This is a genomic window from Luteolibacter rhizosphaerae (assembly GCF_025950095.1).
GTDB lineage: Bacteria > Verrucomicrobiota > Verrucomicrobiia > Verrucomicrobiales > Akkermansiaceae > Haloferula > Haloferula rhizosphaerae.
Map to the genome: position 1 here is coordinate 101,064 of NZ_JAPDDR010000006.1, position 15,591 is coordinate 116,654.

The window sequence follows — 15,591 nt, forward strand, 5'->3', positions numbered from 1 at the left end:
GCCATGCTCCCGGCCGCACCCGACGAATGGACCATCTTTGAAGCCGCTCACCTGCTCCGCCGGGCCGGCTTCGGGGGATCACCGGATGAAATCAAGGTGTTCCACGCGCTCGGCCGCAAGAAGGCGGTCGATGCCTTGCTCGCTCCGGATGAAGCGCTCGATGCCTTCCCGCTTCCCGAATGGGCCAGCCGTGAAGTCGCGGCCGAGGAAATGCGCGAGCGCGCCATGGAAGTCCGCGAGATGCGCCAGCGCACCCGCGACATGACGCCGGAGCAAGCGGACCGCACCCGCCGGCAATTCAACCAGCAGCGCCAGCGCGAATCCCGCCAGCGTTCGGCCGAAGCCCAGGGCTGGTGGTTCGAGCGCATGCTCAAGACCAAGGCTCCCCTGCGCGAGAAGATGGTGCTCTTCTGGCACGACCACTTCGCGACTTCTTTCCAGAAGGTCCGGCTGCCGGTGCTTCTGATCCAGCAGAACGAACTCTTCCGTCGCTATGCCACCGGTTCCTTCAAAGATCTCACCCATGAGATCGTGAAGGACGCCGCGATGATGCTCTACTTGGACACTCAAAGCTCGAAGAAGGGCAAGCCGAACGAGAACTTCGCCCGCGAGGTCATGGAACTCTTCACGCTGGGTGAGGGGAACTACACCGAACAGGATATCAAGGAAGCTGCCCGCGCTTTCACCGGCTATCAGATCAACCGTGGCAACGGCGCGGTGACTCACAACAGGCGCCAGGCCGACAATGGCGAGAAAACCATCTTCAGCCGCAAGGGCAAGTATGATGGTGATGGCGTCGTGGATCTCATCTTCGAGCAAAGCGCCGCGTCCCGCCTGATCCCGACCAAGCTCTGGGAATACTTCGTGGCCGAGAACCCGCCGAAGGAAGGCATTGATGCGCTCGCGAAGTCTTTCAAGGATGCCGATTTCAAGATCGAGCCGCTCCTGCGCGAGATATTCCTCTCGAAGTCCTTCTACGCGGAGAAGGTAATGCGGGATCAGATCAAGTCGCCGATCCAGTACCTCGTTCAGATGTTCAAGGAGCTGGAGCTTCGCGAGGCTCCGGAAGCTTACGTGCTGAGTGCCCAGCAGCAGCTCGGGCAAGTGCTTTTCATGCCGCCGAATGTCGCTGGCTGGGATTGGGGCAAGGCTTGGATCAACACGAACACCTTGCTTTCCCGCTACAATGTCGCGGGCTTCATTACGAAAGGTTCCCAAGAGAACGAGCCCGTCCGGAATGATGGCGATGGCGACGGCATGATGATGGAGATGGAAGAACGCAAGCCCGCACGCCTCGGCAATGCGATGAAGCGCGCCGAACGCAACTGGGCCGGCCCGGATTATGAAAAGGTCGCCCCGCGTGCCCTGCGTGAGGATCCGGAGAAGCTGATCGATTCCTTGCTCTTCCGCTTCTTCCAGTCGCCGCTCGGCCCCAAGGAACGCGAAGCCTTCGTCGAATACGCTCGTTCCAAGAAGGGTGCGGTCTTCACCAACAAAGAGACCGGTGAACTCTGCCACCTGATCCTGAGCACGCCGCAGTATCAACTCGCCTGAATCCAGAAACTCTTCCTCTGATGAAAACGAGACGTGAATTCCTCCGCTCCACGGTGCTGGGCGCGTCGGCTTCCTGGACGGTGCCGATGTTCGTCGAGCGCACCTTCGCCGATCTCCACATGGGTGCCCGTGATCTGGCGACCCAGCCGGTTACCGGCAAGGATGGTACGATTCTGGTCGTACTTCAGCTCGCCGGCGGCAATGACGGCCTGAACACGGTGGTTCCCTTTGCCGATGATGCCTACCACAAGGCCCGCCCGCGCCTGGCGAAGAGGGAGAAGGAGATCATCACGCTGAACGATTACGTCGGCCTGAACTCCTCCATGCCCTACCTCGGTAGCCTCTTCAAGGAAGGCAATCTCGGTGTGGTGCAGGGTGTCGGCTATCCGAATCCGAACCGCTCCCACTTCGTCTCGACTTCCATCTGGGAAACGGCGGACATCGAGAACCGCTCGAACACGGGCTGGATCGGCCGCTACTTCGACAACGCCTGCTCGGGAGCCGATCCGACCGTCGGCATCAGCCTGAACAAGACGCAGCCGGAATCTTTCGGCGCGCTCAAGAACCCCGGCGTTTGCCTCAGCTCGCCGGAGCTCTACCGCTGGATCCACGGCGGCGGCGAGAAGGCCCAAGCGGAGGAGTTCTTCGCTTCGCTGAACTCTCCGGAAGATGACGACCTGCCTGCTGAGGGAGCTTCGATCGACATGCCCGCGGGAGGCAAGGTCGGCGGTATCCAAGGGGAGAGTAATCTCGCCTTCCTCGAGCGCGTGGCCATGGATGCACGCGTCAGCTCGGCCAAGATTCTCGAACTCGCAGCGAAGCATAAGACCAAGGTGAACTACGAGGGCACCCCCATCGCCCGCAGCCTGAACATGGTCTCGCGCCTGATCGCTGGCGGCATGCCCACCCGAGTCTACTACGTCAGTCACGGTGGCTTCGACACCCACAACCAGCAGGTGAACTCGCACGATCGCCTGCTCGGCCAGCTCGACCGCGCGCTGAAATCCTTCTTCGCCGACCTCAAGGCACAGGGGAATGCGGAGCGCGTGGTCCTTATGACCTTCTCCGAATTCGGCCGCCGCGTGGGAGAGAATGCCAGTGCCGGCACGGACCACGGCCGCGCTTCCTGCCTCTTCCTCGCCGGGGAGGGTGTGAAGGGCGGCCTCTATGGCAAGTATCCCAGCCTCACCGACCTCGACCAAGGCGACCTCAAGCACACTGTCGATTTCCGCGGCGTCTACGCCTCCGTTATCCAAGGCTGGCTCAAGACCAACGCCAAGCCGATCCTCAAGGGCGACTACCCCACCATGCCGATCATCGGCTGAGATATCCCCTCAAGCGGTAGCGGAAGGACTCTCGTCCTTCCGGCTGGGGGCGCTCCCGCTGGGGAGCCCCGTGTCGATAGACCTCGTTCCCCCGGTGGCCACGCCTCGCAAAGAGGATCATTCCCTTGCAAACCCATGGCCTGGTACCGTGTATCTATTCGACCATGAAACCCTTGCTCCCTCTCCTTCTCGCTACCGTCGCCATCTGCAACGCCCACGCCGCCGAGGGGCTCACCGCTACCAAGGAGGGCAGCCAGATGATCATCCGCTCCGGCAAGCGTGAGATCCTCCGCTATCAAGCCGAAGCCGGAGAACTTCCGCGCAAGGACATCAAGGAGGTCTTCCGCCGCGGCGGCTACATCGAGTCGCTCTTCTCACCCGCGGGCAAGCGGGTGAACGACGACTTCCCGCCGAATCACATCCACCACCACGGCATCTGGAGCCCGTGGACCAAGACCGAGTTCGAAGGTCGCCAGCCGGACTTCTGGAACATGGGCGATGGCAAGGGACGTGTGGACTTCGTCTCGCTCGGTGATACTTGGGCCAAGGACGGCAAGGTCGGCTTCCAGGCCAAGCATCGCTTTGTCGATATGACCGCGAAGCCCGAGAAGGCCGCGCTCTTGGAAACCTGGGATCTTTCCGCGGAAAGCGATGGCAAGCGCAACATCATCGACCTCGTCATCACCCAGACCTGCGCCACCGACTCACCGCTGAAGCTGCCCGAGTATCACTACGGTGGCTTGGGCTTCCGCGGCAACCGTGCTTGGGATGGAGCCGCCAACTGCAAATTCCTCACCGCCTCCGGGATTACCGATCGCCTCAAAGTGAATGGTGCCCGCGAGCCCTGGTGCTGGGTGGGTGGCACCGTCGATGGCTCGACCTGCGGCCTCACCATTCTCTGCCACCCCTCGAACTTCCGGGCCCCGCAGCCCATCCGCGTTCACCCCACCGAGCCCTTCTTTTGCTACGCACCCCAGCAGGGCGGCGCGATGGAGATCGAGCCCGGTAAGCCCTATATCGCCCGCTATCGAATCATCGTTACGGATGGCGAGGCCGACCCCGCCGCCGCCGCGAAATGGGCGGAGGACTATGCCGCCATCAAGTAGGGCTTGCCCGATCCGTGGTCGCGGAGGAATGCTCGTTCCGTGACACCGAAGTTGCATGCCAAGAAGGATCGGGGGCTCGCCCTCTTCGATCTCGATGGCACCCTCATCGCTTGGGACACCCAAGTGCTTTTCTGCGATCACGTTTTGCGCCGGGAAGGCTGGCGTCGGGCTTACCTCCTCTTCTTTGCCGCCATGCTTCCGGCCGCGAAGATCCTCGGCGACGAGGGCATGAAGCGCGTCTTCCTCAGCTACCTCTGGGGCGTCGAGCGGGACAAGCTCGACGCATGGACCCGTGACTTCGTCGCCGGGTTCTTCCCCGGTCGCTGCTATCCCGAGATGCTGGAGAAGCTCCAGCGCCACAAGGATGAAGGCCATCTCACCATCCTCGCTTCCGCCAGCCCCGAGTTCTACGTGCGGGAGGTCGCCCGCGTTCTCGGCTTCGATCTCGCGCTAGGCACTTCAGTGGAAGATGCGCGCAGGATGAAGCTGCTGCCCGATCTCGTGAACCACAAGGGGGCGGAGAAAGTACGACGGATCTCGGAGATCCTTGGCCCGCCGCTGGCGGAGGGCCGCTGGCCGCTCAGCCATGGTTACTCGGACAGCTCTGCGGATCTGCCTATGCTGCGCTGTTGTCTCGGGAACACTTTGGTCAATCCCTCGTCCAAGCTCACCGCCACGGGCACCTTAGAAGGGTGGGAGATCGTTCGTCCGGCCAAGCCGTGGAGCGGTCGCAGGGGGCACGCATGGGAGATGTTCCGCCGCGCCACCGGACTTTGATACGAAAAAGCCCCCCGGCGCAAACCGGGAGGCTCTATGGCAAACAACCGGTGGGAACCGATTAGAACTTGAAGCGTGCGCCAAGCTCCAGGCCCACGTCGTCACCGACCTCGACCGGCACGTTGAAGATCTCGGAATCATCCACCCAGATCCAGCGGGCACCGCCGAAGAGTTGGAAGTTCGAGGTCACATCGTAGCCGACGCCGGCGAAGACCTGTGCGGTCAGCTCCACGGAGTCGTCGCTGAAGGGGCCCACTTCGGTATCCACGAAGGCGGCACCCACACCCGCGCCACCGTAGATGGAGAGGCGGTCGTTGATGGCGTAGTCCAGCTTGTAGTTCAGCGTCACCGGGATGATCTCGGTATCGAAGGGGAAAGTTTCAAACTCTGCCCAGCCGCCTTCGAGATACAGCGAGTGGGTCAGAGGGCCGCTTTCGCCGATCTTCGCGCCGACATGCAGCGTGTAGAACTCTTCTTCGTTATCGAGCAGGTAGCCTGCCGAACCACCGACAAACCAGCTCCACAGCGAGGACGATTCCGCCGGGGCCGAGTAAGACGAAGTGGTGTTCGAGGTCACCTCGCCCGCGTAGGCTTGGGAGCCGAGCGCGAGGGCGAGAGCAAGGGTTGCAATCGATTTCATAGCGCGGGGACTCTTGATGCGAATCACCCGCGCGCAACCAAAAATCTAACGAAAATCGATTCAAACAACTGGCCGGTAAAACAGGCGATTCTGTTAGAAAAGATCGGGCTCGTCCTGCGTCTGCTCGCGCTTCACCGGCTTCGCCAATATGGCATCGATTCTTGTCAGCAGATCGAGCGATGGGGTGACTTCCTCCTCCAGCACTTCGCGCAAGTAGGTGCTCCAGTGGGTCGCCGTGTTCCCGTCTTCGCGCGAGAGAATCAGGGCGATCTCGCTCAAGCGACCGCTTGCCGCGAGCTGCTTGCGCGTGCGGCGCAGCCAAGTCTCGAGGTAGGGCCGGTCCGGCTTCGCGGGAAACACGCCCGCTTCTACCGCTGCCAGCCCTCTCTCGCAAGGCGGATCGGTTCAGAGGGGAGCGACCAGGGCCACCGCCATCGCCGCGATTCCCTCGCGCCTTCCCACGAAGCCCATGGTCTCGTTCGTGGTCGCCTTCACGCCCACGCGTGCCGGATCCAGCCCCAGCGCCGCGCCGATGTTCGCCTTCATCGCATCGCGATGCGGCAGGATCTTCGGTGCTTCCGCCACCAGCGTGCTATCGATGTTCACCAGCCGGTAGCCCTGCTCCGCGCATAGCGCCGCGGCTTTCTCCAGAATCTTCAGCGAGGAAATGTTGAGGCAGGCCGGATCACCCGGCGGGAAGTAGTGGCCGATGTCCGCCAAGCCCAGCGCGCCCAGCACCGCATCAGCGATCGCATGCGATAGCACGTCTGCATCGGAGTGCCCGTCGAGCCCGAGCGTGTGTGGGATGTCCACACCACCGAGGATCAAGGGGCGACCCTCTTTGAAACGATGAACGTCGTAGCCGAATCCTACCATGGCCTTTGATTGGTTTAGAGAATCTCTTCCACCGGGATCAGGCCGTTGGTGGCCACGATTGACCAGGCATCCGCGTCCTTCGCCGGTTCCAGCGTTACCTTGCCGCCGGCGGCTTCCACCAGCAGCTTGCCTGCGGCGATGTCCCAGAGCGAGATGCGGGATTCGATGTAACCGTCGAGACGACCGCTCGCGATGTAGGCGAGACCGAGTGCGGCGCTGCCCATCATGCGCATCTTGCGCGCTTTGAGCGAGGCCTTGCGGAAGCGCTCCAGCCCGGTCTTCAGGGCTTCCTCGTCCTTGCCGCAGCCGACGAAGAGCGCGCACTCCGCGAGCTTCTCGCGACCGCTCACCTTAATCGGCTTGCCATCGAGCATCGGCACGCCGCCTCTCTCGACCGTCCAGGTTTCGCCGATGATCGGATCATGGATCACGCCGACCACCACCTCGCCCGCCACGCGCAGCGCGATCGAGACGCAGAAGTGGGGGATGCCGTAGTAGAAATTCACCGTGCCGTCGATCGGGTCCACGATCCACTGGCGCTCGCTGTCCTGATTGCCGCCGAGCCCTTCCTCTCCGTAGAGCGCGTCGCCCGGGCGTGCTCCCAGCAGGATGTCCTCGATCAGCTTCTGCGACTCCTTGTCCAGCGCCAGCTTGATGTCGTGGTGCGTCGCTTCATCGACGGCGGCTTCCAAGCCGAAGTTCGCCTTCAGCAGCTTGCCCGCTTCCTTCGCGGCGTGGACGGTGAGTTCGAGGTCGGTCACGGGCGGGAGGGTGACTTCCCCGGTCCGCTCTGCCAAGGGGAGAAAGTGTCCGGTCCTTTTCCCGATTTCAGGAGCTTTGACGTGCAGCTGCAATAGTCTCGATCTCCCTCACCAGCCGGGGAGCCAGATGATGCTTCTCATCCTCCGGCAGTGCCTCGGTGTGCTCCGGAAAGACCATGAGCACTTCGTTCCGATCCGAATCGAAACCGATTCCCGGCTTTGAAACGTCGTTCGCGATCACCAGATCACAGCCTTTCCGTTTCAACTTCTCGCGGGCATTCACTTCGAGATTCTGCGTTTCAGCCGCGAAACCTACGAGGGTTCCCGTAAATCCGAATTCCCCGCGCACGGAGCCCAGCGTGTCGGGTGTCTTCACCAACTCCAGCGTAAGTATCTCGCCCGCCTTCTTGATCTTCTGTTCGGATACCGTGGCTGCACGGTAGTCCGCCACTGCGGCGGCAAACACCGCGGCATCCATCCGCCCGATGTGCCGCTGCACGGCCTCATACATCTCCTGAGCCGTTTCGATCGGCAGGAAGTCCACGCCGTCCGGCACATCGAGTTGCGTCGGCCCGGAGATCAGCAGCACCCGGTGCCCTGCCTCCGCAAAGGCGGCGGCCATCGCATAGCCCATCTTCCCGGAAGACCGGTTCGTCAGGTAGCGTACCGGATCCAGAGCCTCCCGGGTCGGGCCTGCAGTGACGAGAACGCGCATCGGATCACTTCTCTTCTTCCTTCACGGGTGCCGGGGCCGGAGCTTCAGCCTTGGTATCGCCCGTCTTCTTCAGCTCTTCGAGTTCCTTCTTGCCCTTCTCGAGTTGGTCGCCATTCAGCTTGCTGGTGATGTCGCCCAGCAAGGTCTTGGCCTCGGCATCGCCGCGCTCCACCGCCAGCGATGCCAGCGCCCATGCCTTGGGCAGATCCTGATCGGTGCCCAAGCCACCCGCATGGAGGCGGGCCAAGCCTGCCGTCGCCGGGCCATGACCCTGATTTGCGGCGAGAGAGTAGAGCTGGCCGGCATTGTTGTAGTTCACCGGCACGCCCACCCCGCGCTCGTACAGCGCACCGAGGTTGTTCTGGGCCGCAGCGTGACCCGACTTCGCGGCCAGCGTGAACCAAGCCACGCCCGCGGTCGGATCGCTCAGACCCAAGTTGCCGTTCACGTAGAGCAGCCCCAGTTCGTTTTGCGCCACCGGCAGCCCGGCATTCGCGGCGGAGACCAGATACTTGTAGGCACCCAGCAGATCCGGCTTCGCATCGTTGGAAAGACGGGAGGCCATCTCCAGCGCCGCCATGGCACTGCCGGCTTCTGCCGCCTTGCCCAGCCACTCGCGGCCTTTCTCCTCGCTCTTCTCCAGACCACCGCGGCCTTCGAGGTGGAAGGCGGCCACGCGCAGTAGGCAGTCCGGCTGTTTCTCCTCCGCGCCTTTCTGATAGGTCGTCAGGGCGGCCTTCTCGTCCTTCTTCACGTTCTCCTCGAAGTCGCCGAGTGCCAGATAGGCGGCGAATTGCTTCTTCTCGATCGCCTTGGCCAGCCATTGGCGGCCTTCCTTCTCGTCGCGGAATTTCTCCTCGCCGTTCAGAAAGCGCGATCCCAGCGGTATAAACGCATTCTCGTCACCCAGCGAGGCCGCCTTCTTGTAAAGTTCCATGGCACGGGCGGCATCCTTCTTCTCCGGGAAGCCCAGCGCACCCTCATAGAGGCGTGCCAGCAGCAGAATGGCCGGCGTGTCGCCCGCCTCTGAGGCCTTGTTCCACCACTCGGCCGCTTTGTCGAAATCCGGTTTCTCGCTCAGTAGGCCCCGCAGCCAAGCCTCGCCCAGAATCCGGCCCGCATTGGCGGGATCCGTGCCCGCAGCGGTCTCAAGCACTTGCCGTCCTTCCTGACGGTCCTTCTCCTCCTTCGAGTTGAGCAGGATCAGAGCCCTGCGGTAGTTCGCGTCCTTGTGACCCGCCTCGGCAGCCTTCTTGTAGGATTCCAGAGCCGCCTCGCGCGAGGCCGTCAGCCCCTGACCCGTCTCGGCCGCGAAGCCTAGCAGGAACAGCGCGTCCGCATTGCCTTGCTCCGCCAGCGGCTTCGCCAGTTCCACCGCAGCCAAGTGTTTGCCATCGCGGAACGCCTCCATCGCTGGCTTCGCCGGACCATCGGGAATCGGCGGCGCCGCCACCGGGGCTTCCTTGGTGAGCTCGACGGGGGGAGTCGTGGACGTGGCAGCGGATGCCGCCGTGGCGGTCGCAAGGGAAAGGGCGAGGGACAGCAGGAGGGTTTTGGTGGTCACGCCGCCAGTGTGCGGGCGGATATCGCCTGATCAACAAGGAAAACAGACTCCTAATGCGTCCCGTCCTCAAATGATCGCGGCGATCATCGCAAGAACCGGAGCCGTCACAGCGGTCAGCGGCACGATCCACAGGGCGTGCCGCGCCCTTCTCTCACCCCGGCAATGACCGGCTATGGCGAAACCCATTCCGAAGGCAATGGCCCCGATCAGCCCCAAGAACAGAAACGCCGGGATTGTCAGCGTGGCAAAGTCGTTGCCTGGAACTTTCGCCTCGGCCCAAGACTGCCATAGAGCCCACCCCATGGGCAACAAACCAAGGACATAGGACAGCGTGGTGAACAGCGGCTCCGGACGCGGTATGTCATCCGGAGAAGGCGCGGGCGGCTGAGGCGGCCCGTCCGGAATCTTCGGTCGATCTTCCGGCGAGATGGGCAGGATTACGGGTCGGCGGAGCTCCTGTCCTTCAGGAGTCCCCCTCGAATGCCGTGGCTCGCTCATCAACCCGAAAGCCTATAGCACTCCGGGGAAATGGCCAACTCTCAACCCGTCGTCCGCAGCCCCGAAGCGATCGCGTTGATCGACAGCAGCATCTTCGGGAACATCGACTCCGCATCCGCCTCGCGCTCCGTCGCCACCAGTTCGCGCCAGTCGCGCAGGATCGCGATTTGCTGGCGGTGCAGCACCTTCAGCGGCGCCTCGCGGATCGCCAGCGTCTTGGCCATCCGCGGGCGGCGGTCGTCCATGCTGCCCTCGTAGAGACCCTCCAGCAGATCACGCGTGCGGTGGAATTCCGCCACGATGATATCCATGAACTTCTTCCGCAGCGCCGGGTCTTCCACCAGCGCCGCATACTCGTTCATCAGATCCAAATTGGCCGAGGCCAGGTTCGTCTCCACATTCGTGAAGACATAGCCGAGGAAGGTCGACTGCTTCAGCACGCCCTTCAACGCCGCGAATTTCTCCGGCTCGGACGACTTCAGCGCCTCCAGTGCCGATCCCACGCCGAACCATCCCGGTAGATAGAATCGCGCCTGCGTCCACGAGAACACCCACGGGATCGCGCGCAAGTCGGCGATCGAGTGGCCCTTCTTGCCGCTACGGCGTGCCGGCCGCGAACCGATCCGCGAATTCTCAAGCGCATCGATTGGTGTCACCTGACGGTAGAACTCGATGAAGCCCTCGGTTTTCAGCAGCGATTGATAAGCCTCTTGGCTCTTCTCTGCCAGGAAGGGGAGGAAAGGCTCGGCCGGATCCGCCTTCGGCGTCGTGTAGCGGTGCATCGCGGTCGTGATCGCGGCACCTGCCAGCAAGAGCTCCAGATTGTAAGTCGCGTTGGCCAGGTTCGCGTACTTCTGCGCGATCGTTTCGCCCTGCTCGGTCATGCGGAATTCACCGCTCATCGAGCCATGCGGCAGCGAGGCCATGAACCAATGCGTCGGACCGGCCCCGCGCGAGATCGTGCCGCCGCGGCCGTGGAAGAAGCACAGCTTCACGCCGCGCTCGTCGCCGGTCTTCGTCAAGTTCTCCTGCGCGCGGTGCAGCGCCCATTGCGCCGCGAGGATCCCGCAGTCCTTGTTAGAGTCGGAGTAGCCTAGCATCACCTGCTGGCTCTGCTTGCCATCGCTCCCGATGCGCTTCTCGTTCGTACGCTGCGTCAGCGGGTGATCCAGGAAGGCCCCGAGAATCCCCGGCGAGCGATCGAGATCGTCCATCGTTTCGAAGAGCGGCACCACTTCCAGCGCACACCACGATCCCTCTTCCGTGTGCTCCATCAAGCCGGCCTCGCGCGCCAACAGGAACACGCCTAACAAATCCGAAAGCTGCCGCGTCATCGACACGATCAGCGCGCCCAGCCCGGCATCGCCCCACTCCTTGCGATGCTTCACCAGCACCCGGTAGCAATCGAGCACCGCATCCGCCTCGCCGCCGATCCGTGCCGTGTCGTGCAGGAAGGGCCGCGGCGATTTCAGCTCTTCATTCAGGAAGGCTAGCCGCTGCTCCTCGCTCCAGCCCGCGTAGTTCGCACCATCGGCCACCCCCGCCGCGCCCAGCAGCAACGAGATCGCCTTGTCGTGGAACTCCGAGTTCTGCCGCACATCCAGCATCGCTAGGTGGAAGCCGAATATCTCCAGCTTCTGCCGGAGCGGACGGAGCAATTGCTCATCAATCAGCCCGCAGCCTGCCTCGCGGATACTTGTCGCCAGCAGATCCAGATCCGCATCCAGTTCCTTCGGCGACTTGTAGCCCGGCTTGCCTTCGATCTGGCGCTGCAGCCGTGCCGCGATCAGTCCGCCGAGGTGGCGCCAGGGCTCTTCATGATGGCGGTCGTGCAGGTCACTGGTGATCTCTTCATCACCGAGCGAGAAAGTGATCTCGTCGATCCGGCGCTCCAGCGCTTCGGGGATATCGTTGAGCTGGCGCGAAAGCGTGAGCTGGCCCGCCACCTGTTCGAGCTCGCGCTTCAGCAACTGGAAGGAAGCACGGCGCATCATCTCCAGACCCTTCGCCGTGACCTCGGAGGTCACCAGTGGATGGCCATCGCGGTCGCCGCCGATCCAAGTGCCGAAGGACAGTCGAGGGATATTCCCCGCCGCCCGCAGCATCTCCAGTGGGAAACCCGACTCGCGCCATGCCTCCGTGAAGTGCATGTCCAGACGGTTCAGCGCGGAGGGGAACAGGTCGCGCAGGTAGTGGATCGCATCCCGCATCTCGCGGAAGATGTCCGGCCGCACCAGATGGATTTCACCGGTCCGCCACAGCGTCTCCAGCGCGGTCACAATCCGTTCGCGGATCCGGCGGCGCTCGCGGTCGGTGTACTTCGGATATTCGTTGCGGACCAGTTCCTCGTAGAGTGCCCGGTGACGCTCCCGCACGGAGGCCCGCTTCGCCTCGGTCGGGTGTGCCGTCAGCACCGGCTGCACGTCCACGTCCGCTAATACCGCCAAAATTTCCTTCGGGCCCAGCCCCATCGCGCTCATGTCCCGCAGCGCCCGCGGCCATAGCCCGCGAATCGAGTCCGCACCGATCACCTTCTCGCGCTCCCGGCGGATCGCCGCGGCGACCCGCTCTTCCACCATGTTCAGCAACTGGAAGCCGATCGAGTAGAGCTGCTGGGTGCCATCCGGCGGGTGATTCTCCGGCACCGTGCCGGACCACGGCAGGTAGGGAATCAGCGATTCTTCTCCCAAGCTTTTAAGGGCGTCACCGAGGCAAGCGACGAGAAATGAAAGGGTTTCGTCGATCAGCTCGAAGCCTTCGAGGCGCAGCTGCTCGCGGGTGGGTGGGAGTTCGGTCATCGGCGCGGCCACTAAAGCAGGCCGGATGCCGGGGCGGAAGAGCGATTCGGGCGAAGCGGTTTATGTCAGGATTTCAATCCCGATCAGGGTGCCTTCCGCATCGAAATCCAGATAGACGTCAGGCCCCTTCGCCTCCGGCATCAGCTCGCTCAGCCGCACCGTGCGCGCCACGGTGCCGTGGCCGCCCTTATGGTCGGGCAAGCGGAGGTAACCCACGTCATCGGTCCGCCTCATCTCGAATTTCTCAGCCACGGAGCGATCCTATGGTTTGCGGTTTCCGAAGTCTACGGGAGCTTGAATCACTCCACCACGCAGGGCAGCAGCACCGCGTCCCGCATGCCGTGGATCTTCTTCTTGTCCGCCGGGGCCAGCGTCGCCAGCGCCCCGGCCAGCGAGGTCTGTCCTTGATCGTCCGTGAAGTAATAGGGGCAAAGCCGCACCCGTCCCTTCATCATCTCGATACTTCCGTCCTCGCGGAACACCGGGTGCTCGATGATTCGGCCCTCCCGGAATTCCTGCATGATCCACGGCTGCTCGCCGAAATCTGCCATCGCCCCCTGCACCCGCTCGCTCCATTCGCCCTGCGAGAGATCGTGGCCGATGTGCACCCCGCGGGAACCCCAGGCACTCTCATGGAAGCCGCTGATCTTGAGCACCAGCCGCCGCTCCTTTTGGCTGAACTTCGCCACCTCGTCCCAAGAATTCACCTCCAGCCCCGGCAACGCGGCTTGGGGGGGCAGGGGAGAGGGATCCACCACCCAGCCCCGCGGTACGATCTCCCTCACCCGCTTCAGGTGGCTGCCGCGCAGCGTCTGTTCCCACACCGGCTTGAGCGCCGGCGTCCACAGCAGGGCCAGCCATAGCTTGTCTTCCAGATGCGGCTTGCAGGGCGAGGTTAGCGGCAGACCCTCCGCGGAAGCTTCCGCCAATGTTCGCGCCATCGGGATCGACTCCCAATCGAACCACTCGAAGAAGCGGTAGAGCGCCCGGCCGTCCGGCACATACTCTTCCGCGGATTCCACGGTCCGTCCGCCGCCGGCTTCGTTCGCCAGCCACTCCATCTCGCGCCGGTAGTCGGCGGATTCTTCGGATAGGAGGATCGCTCCGTCATCGGCCAGCACCGAGGAGAAGCCGAAAACCATCCCGTCGCGACCGCCGAGCACCGGGAATCCGGCATCCGCATAGAGCCGGGAAAGCCATGCGGTGATCCCGATTCCTCCCGGCACCGAGTCCAGCTCCGTCAGCGCGAAGCCGCCCTCGGTCATGATCAGGTCCGGGCGGATCACCCGGGGCATCGCGGTTCGCAGGCCTGCCGAGCGCTGTAGATCCACCATCCAGGTCGGTTTGCCCGTATCCAAGGTTTCCGCGATCCACTTTGGCATCTTCCCGGCAGCGCTACGCCGGTAGAGCTCGTCGCTGGCCTGTTGGAATTGCGCCAGCGGATGGCCCAGCGAGCCGAGGAAACGGGCCTCCGCCTTACTCAGCTTCAGCGGCTCCGGAGAATACTGCCAGCCACCGTCGAAGAGGCCGCCTTCCGGCATCGCCGCCTTGATCTGTTCCAGGGTCAGGCTCATTGCAGGGACCGCAGCGCGCCGCGGATCAGTTCTTCTGCCGTCGCCCCGGGCTGTTCATCCAGCACCTTGCGCACAGCCTTGCGAGCTTCCACCTGCTTGTAGCCCAGCGCCACCAGCGCCAGCTCGGCATCCGCCGTCGCCGGGGCCACCTGCCCGCTCGCGACTTCCTGCCAGGTATCCGCCACCCCCACCTTGTCCTTGAGTTCGAGCACGATCCGCTCGGCAGTCTTCTTGCCCAGACCCTTGATCTTGGAAAGTTCCGCGGTTTCCCCGCCCACCACGCAGGCCTTGAAGCGGCCCGTCGGCATTCCGCTCAGCACCGCCATCGCGATCGCCGGGCCGATCCCGCTTACCCGGTCGATCAGCAGCAGGAACAGGTCCCGCTCCTCCTCCGTGGCGAAGCCATAGAGCGTGTGCGCCGTCTCCCGAATGTGCAGGTGCGTCCGCAAATCCACCTTCACCCCCTCGCTCGCATGCAGCTTGTCGAAGGTCGAAAGCGGCACATGAACCTCGTATCCCACCCCTCCGGCGTCCACCACGAGGCGATTCGGATACGCCTCCAGCACCGTCCCGCGCAGCCTTGCGATCATCGTGCGGCCAGCTTGGACCGGGCTTGCAAACTGCCAAGTGGGAAGTTTCGTCATCCGGAAACTGCCTGATTTCAGGGCGAAAACCCCTCTTTACATGCCTTCCCCGCCCCATATAGTCCCGCCCCCATGACTTGCCTCGCCGTTACCGGGCTCACCATCACCATCGACCTGCTCCTGGTGGTTTTCGTCATCGTCTGCCTGCTGATGAGCTTGGTCATCCTCATGCAGCGTCCTAAGAATGAAGGCCTCGGCGCCGCATTCGGTTCCGGCACCACCGACCAGCTTTTCGGGGCTCGCACCACCAACGTGCTACAAAAGGCCACGGTCTATCTCTCCAGCCTTTTCTTCATCCTCACGCTCACGCTGTCTGTCCTCTTCATGAAGCGGACCTCGCTGCAGAAGTCCTTCGTGGCGGATGTGGCGCCTCCCGCCCCTCCGGCTTCCATCGCTCCGGCGACTTCGGATGCTCCTGCGGACGCCTCGATCAACCCGGAGGCCGCCACCGAGCCTGCTGAGGCCCCGGCACCTGCTCCGGTCGAGACGCCGACTACCACTCCTGAAGGCAGCCCGGCACCTGCTACCCCGCCGACTGAAACTCCTGCTCCGCCTGCCGAAGCCCCGAAGGCCGAGGAAAAGGCTCCGGAAGTCGCTCCGCCCGCTGAAGCGCCCAAGACCGAGGAGCCCAAGACCGAGGAGCCCAAGACCGAAGGCCAGTAAGCCGGATCCGGTCCCCCTGATTTCAAAGGCGCGCGGCGGTCATCGCCCCGCGCCTTTATCTTTCTGATAGGGACGGCTCCGGAGAAGTTTATGCAT

16 protein-coding genes are annotated in these 15,591 nt (G+C 63.3%); 5 read left to right on the forward strand and 11 right to left on the reverse strand.

All coding sequences use genetic code 11. The features are described 5' to 3' along the window. Positions 1-3 precede the first annotated feature (3 nt). The 4 genes from OJ996_RS12620 to OJ996_RS12635 all read left to right on the forward strand — a co-directional run bounded on the left by OJ996_RS12620 (position 4) and on the right by OJ996_RS12635 (position 4,762). Entirely contained in the window at positions 4-1,554 is a 1,551-nt protein-coding gene (locus OJ996_RS12620; RefSeq protein WP_264513953.1) for a DUF1800 domain-containing protein, read from the forward strand. Between the two features lie 20 nt (positions 1,555-1,574). Further along, entirely contained in the window at positions 1,575-2,879 is a 1,305-nt protein-coding gene (locus tag OJ996_RS12625) for a DUF1501 domain-containing protein (RefSeq protein WP_264513954.1), read from the forward strand. Between the two features lie 164 nt (positions 2,880-3,043). Beyond that, positions 3,044-3,985: a DUF6807 domain-containing protein gene (locus OJ996_RS12630; protein ID WP_264513955.1), complete on the forward strand. Its 942-nt coding sequence runs from the start codon at positions 3,044-3,046 to the stop codon at positions 3,983-3,985. Positions 3,986-4,024: 39 nt separating this feature from the next. Then, the gene (locus OJ996_RS12635; RefSeq protein ID WP_264513956.1) at positions 4,025-4,762 is read left to right on the forward strand and encodes an HAD-IB family hydrolase; all 738 of its coding nucleotides are present in this window, start codon (positions 4,025-4,027) and stop codon (positions 4,760-4,762) included. Between the two features lie 61 nt (positions 4,763-4,823). On the opposite strand, the gene OJ996_RS12640 is transcribed toward OJ996_RS12635, so the two are convergent. From OJ996_RS12640 to ruvA, 11 genes are all read right to left on the reverse strand, one after another. Then, entirely contained in the window at positions 4,824-5,402 is a 579-nt protein-coding gene (locus OJ996_RS12640; RefSeq protein ID WP_264513957.1) for an outer membrane protein, read from the reverse strand. A gap of 93 nt (positions 5,403-5,495) precedes the next feature. After that, a complete protein-coding gene (locus tag OJ996_RS12645) occupies positions 5,496-5,762 on the reverse strand; it encodes a hypothetical protein (protein WP_264513958.1) in 267 nt (88 codons plus the stop codon). Between the two features lie 45 nt (positions 5,763-5,807). Then, a complete protein-coding gene (gene ispF, locus OJ996_RS12650) occupies positions 5,808-6,278 on the reverse strand; it encodes a 2-C-methyl-D-erythritol 2,4-cyclodiphosphate synthase (protein WP_264513959.1) in 471 nt (156 codons plus the stop codon). Positions 6,279-6,292: 14 nt separating this feature from the next. Further along, on the reverse strand, positions 6,293-7,039 hold the full coding sequence (locus OJ996_RS12655) for an inositol monophosphatase family protein (protein WP_264513960.1): 747 nt from the start codon (positions 7,037-7,039) through the stop codon (positions 6,293-6,295). Between the two features lie 67 nt (positions 7,040-7,106). Next, the gene (locus OJ996_RS12660; protein ID WP_264513961.1) at positions 7,107-7,754 is read right to left on the reverse strand and encodes a phosphopantothenoylcysteine decarboxylase domain-containing protein; all 648 of its coding nucleotides are present in this window, start codon (positions 7,752-7,754) and stop codon (positions 7,107-7,109) included. Between the two features lie 4 nt (positions 7,755-7,758). Continuing rightward, positions 7,759-9,318 (reverse strand): tetratricopeptide repeat protein, encoded by a 1,560-nt coding sequence (locus OJ996_RS12665; protein ID WP_264513962.1) that lies wholly within the window; start codon positions 9,316-9,318, stop codon positions 7,759-7,761. Positions 9,319-9,384: 66 nt separating this feature from the next. Beyond that, a complete protein-coding gene (locus OJ996_RS12670; protein WP_264513963.1) occupies positions 9,385-9,816 on the reverse strand; it encodes a hypothetical protein in 432 nt (143 codons plus the stop codon). Between the two features lie 41 nt (positions 9,817-9,857). After that, positions 9,858-12,614: a phosphoenolpyruvate carboxylase gene (locus OJ996_RS12675; RefSeq protein ID WP_264513964.1), complete on the reverse strand. Its 2,757-nt coding sequence runs from the start codon at positions 12,612-12,614 to the stop codon at positions 9,858-9,860. A gap of 60 nt (positions 12,615-12,674) precedes the next feature. Beyond that, positions 12,675-12,866, reverse strand: a complete 192-nt coding sequence (locus OJ996_RS12680) for a DUF2283 domain-containing protein (protein ID WP_264513965.1) — start codon at positions 12,864-12,866, stop codon at positions 12,675-12,677. Positions 12,867-12,913: 47 nt separating this feature from the next. After that, entirely contained in the window at positions 12,914-14,188 is a 1,275-nt protein-coding gene (locus OJ996_RS12685; protein ID WP_264513966.1) for a hypothetical protein, read from the reverse strand. Then, complete coding sequence (gene ruvA, locus OJ996_RS12690) at positions 14,185-14,832, reverse strand: Holliday junction branch migration protein RuvA (protein WP_264513967.1); 648 nt, start codon at positions 14,830-14,832, stop codon at positions 14,185-14,187. The genes OJ996_RS12685 and ruvA overlap by 4 nt, the downstream gene beginning before the upstream one ends. A gap of 72 nt (positions 14,833-14,904) precedes the next feature. On the opposite strand from ruvA, the gene secG reads away from it, so the two are divergent. Then, positions 14,905-15,495, forward strand: coding sequence for a preprotein translocase subunit SecG (secG, locus tag OJ996_RS12695; protein ID WP_264513968.1), 591 nt, complete (start codon positions 14,905-14,907; stop codon positions 15,493-15,495). Positions 15,496-15,591 lie beyond the last annotated feature (96 nt).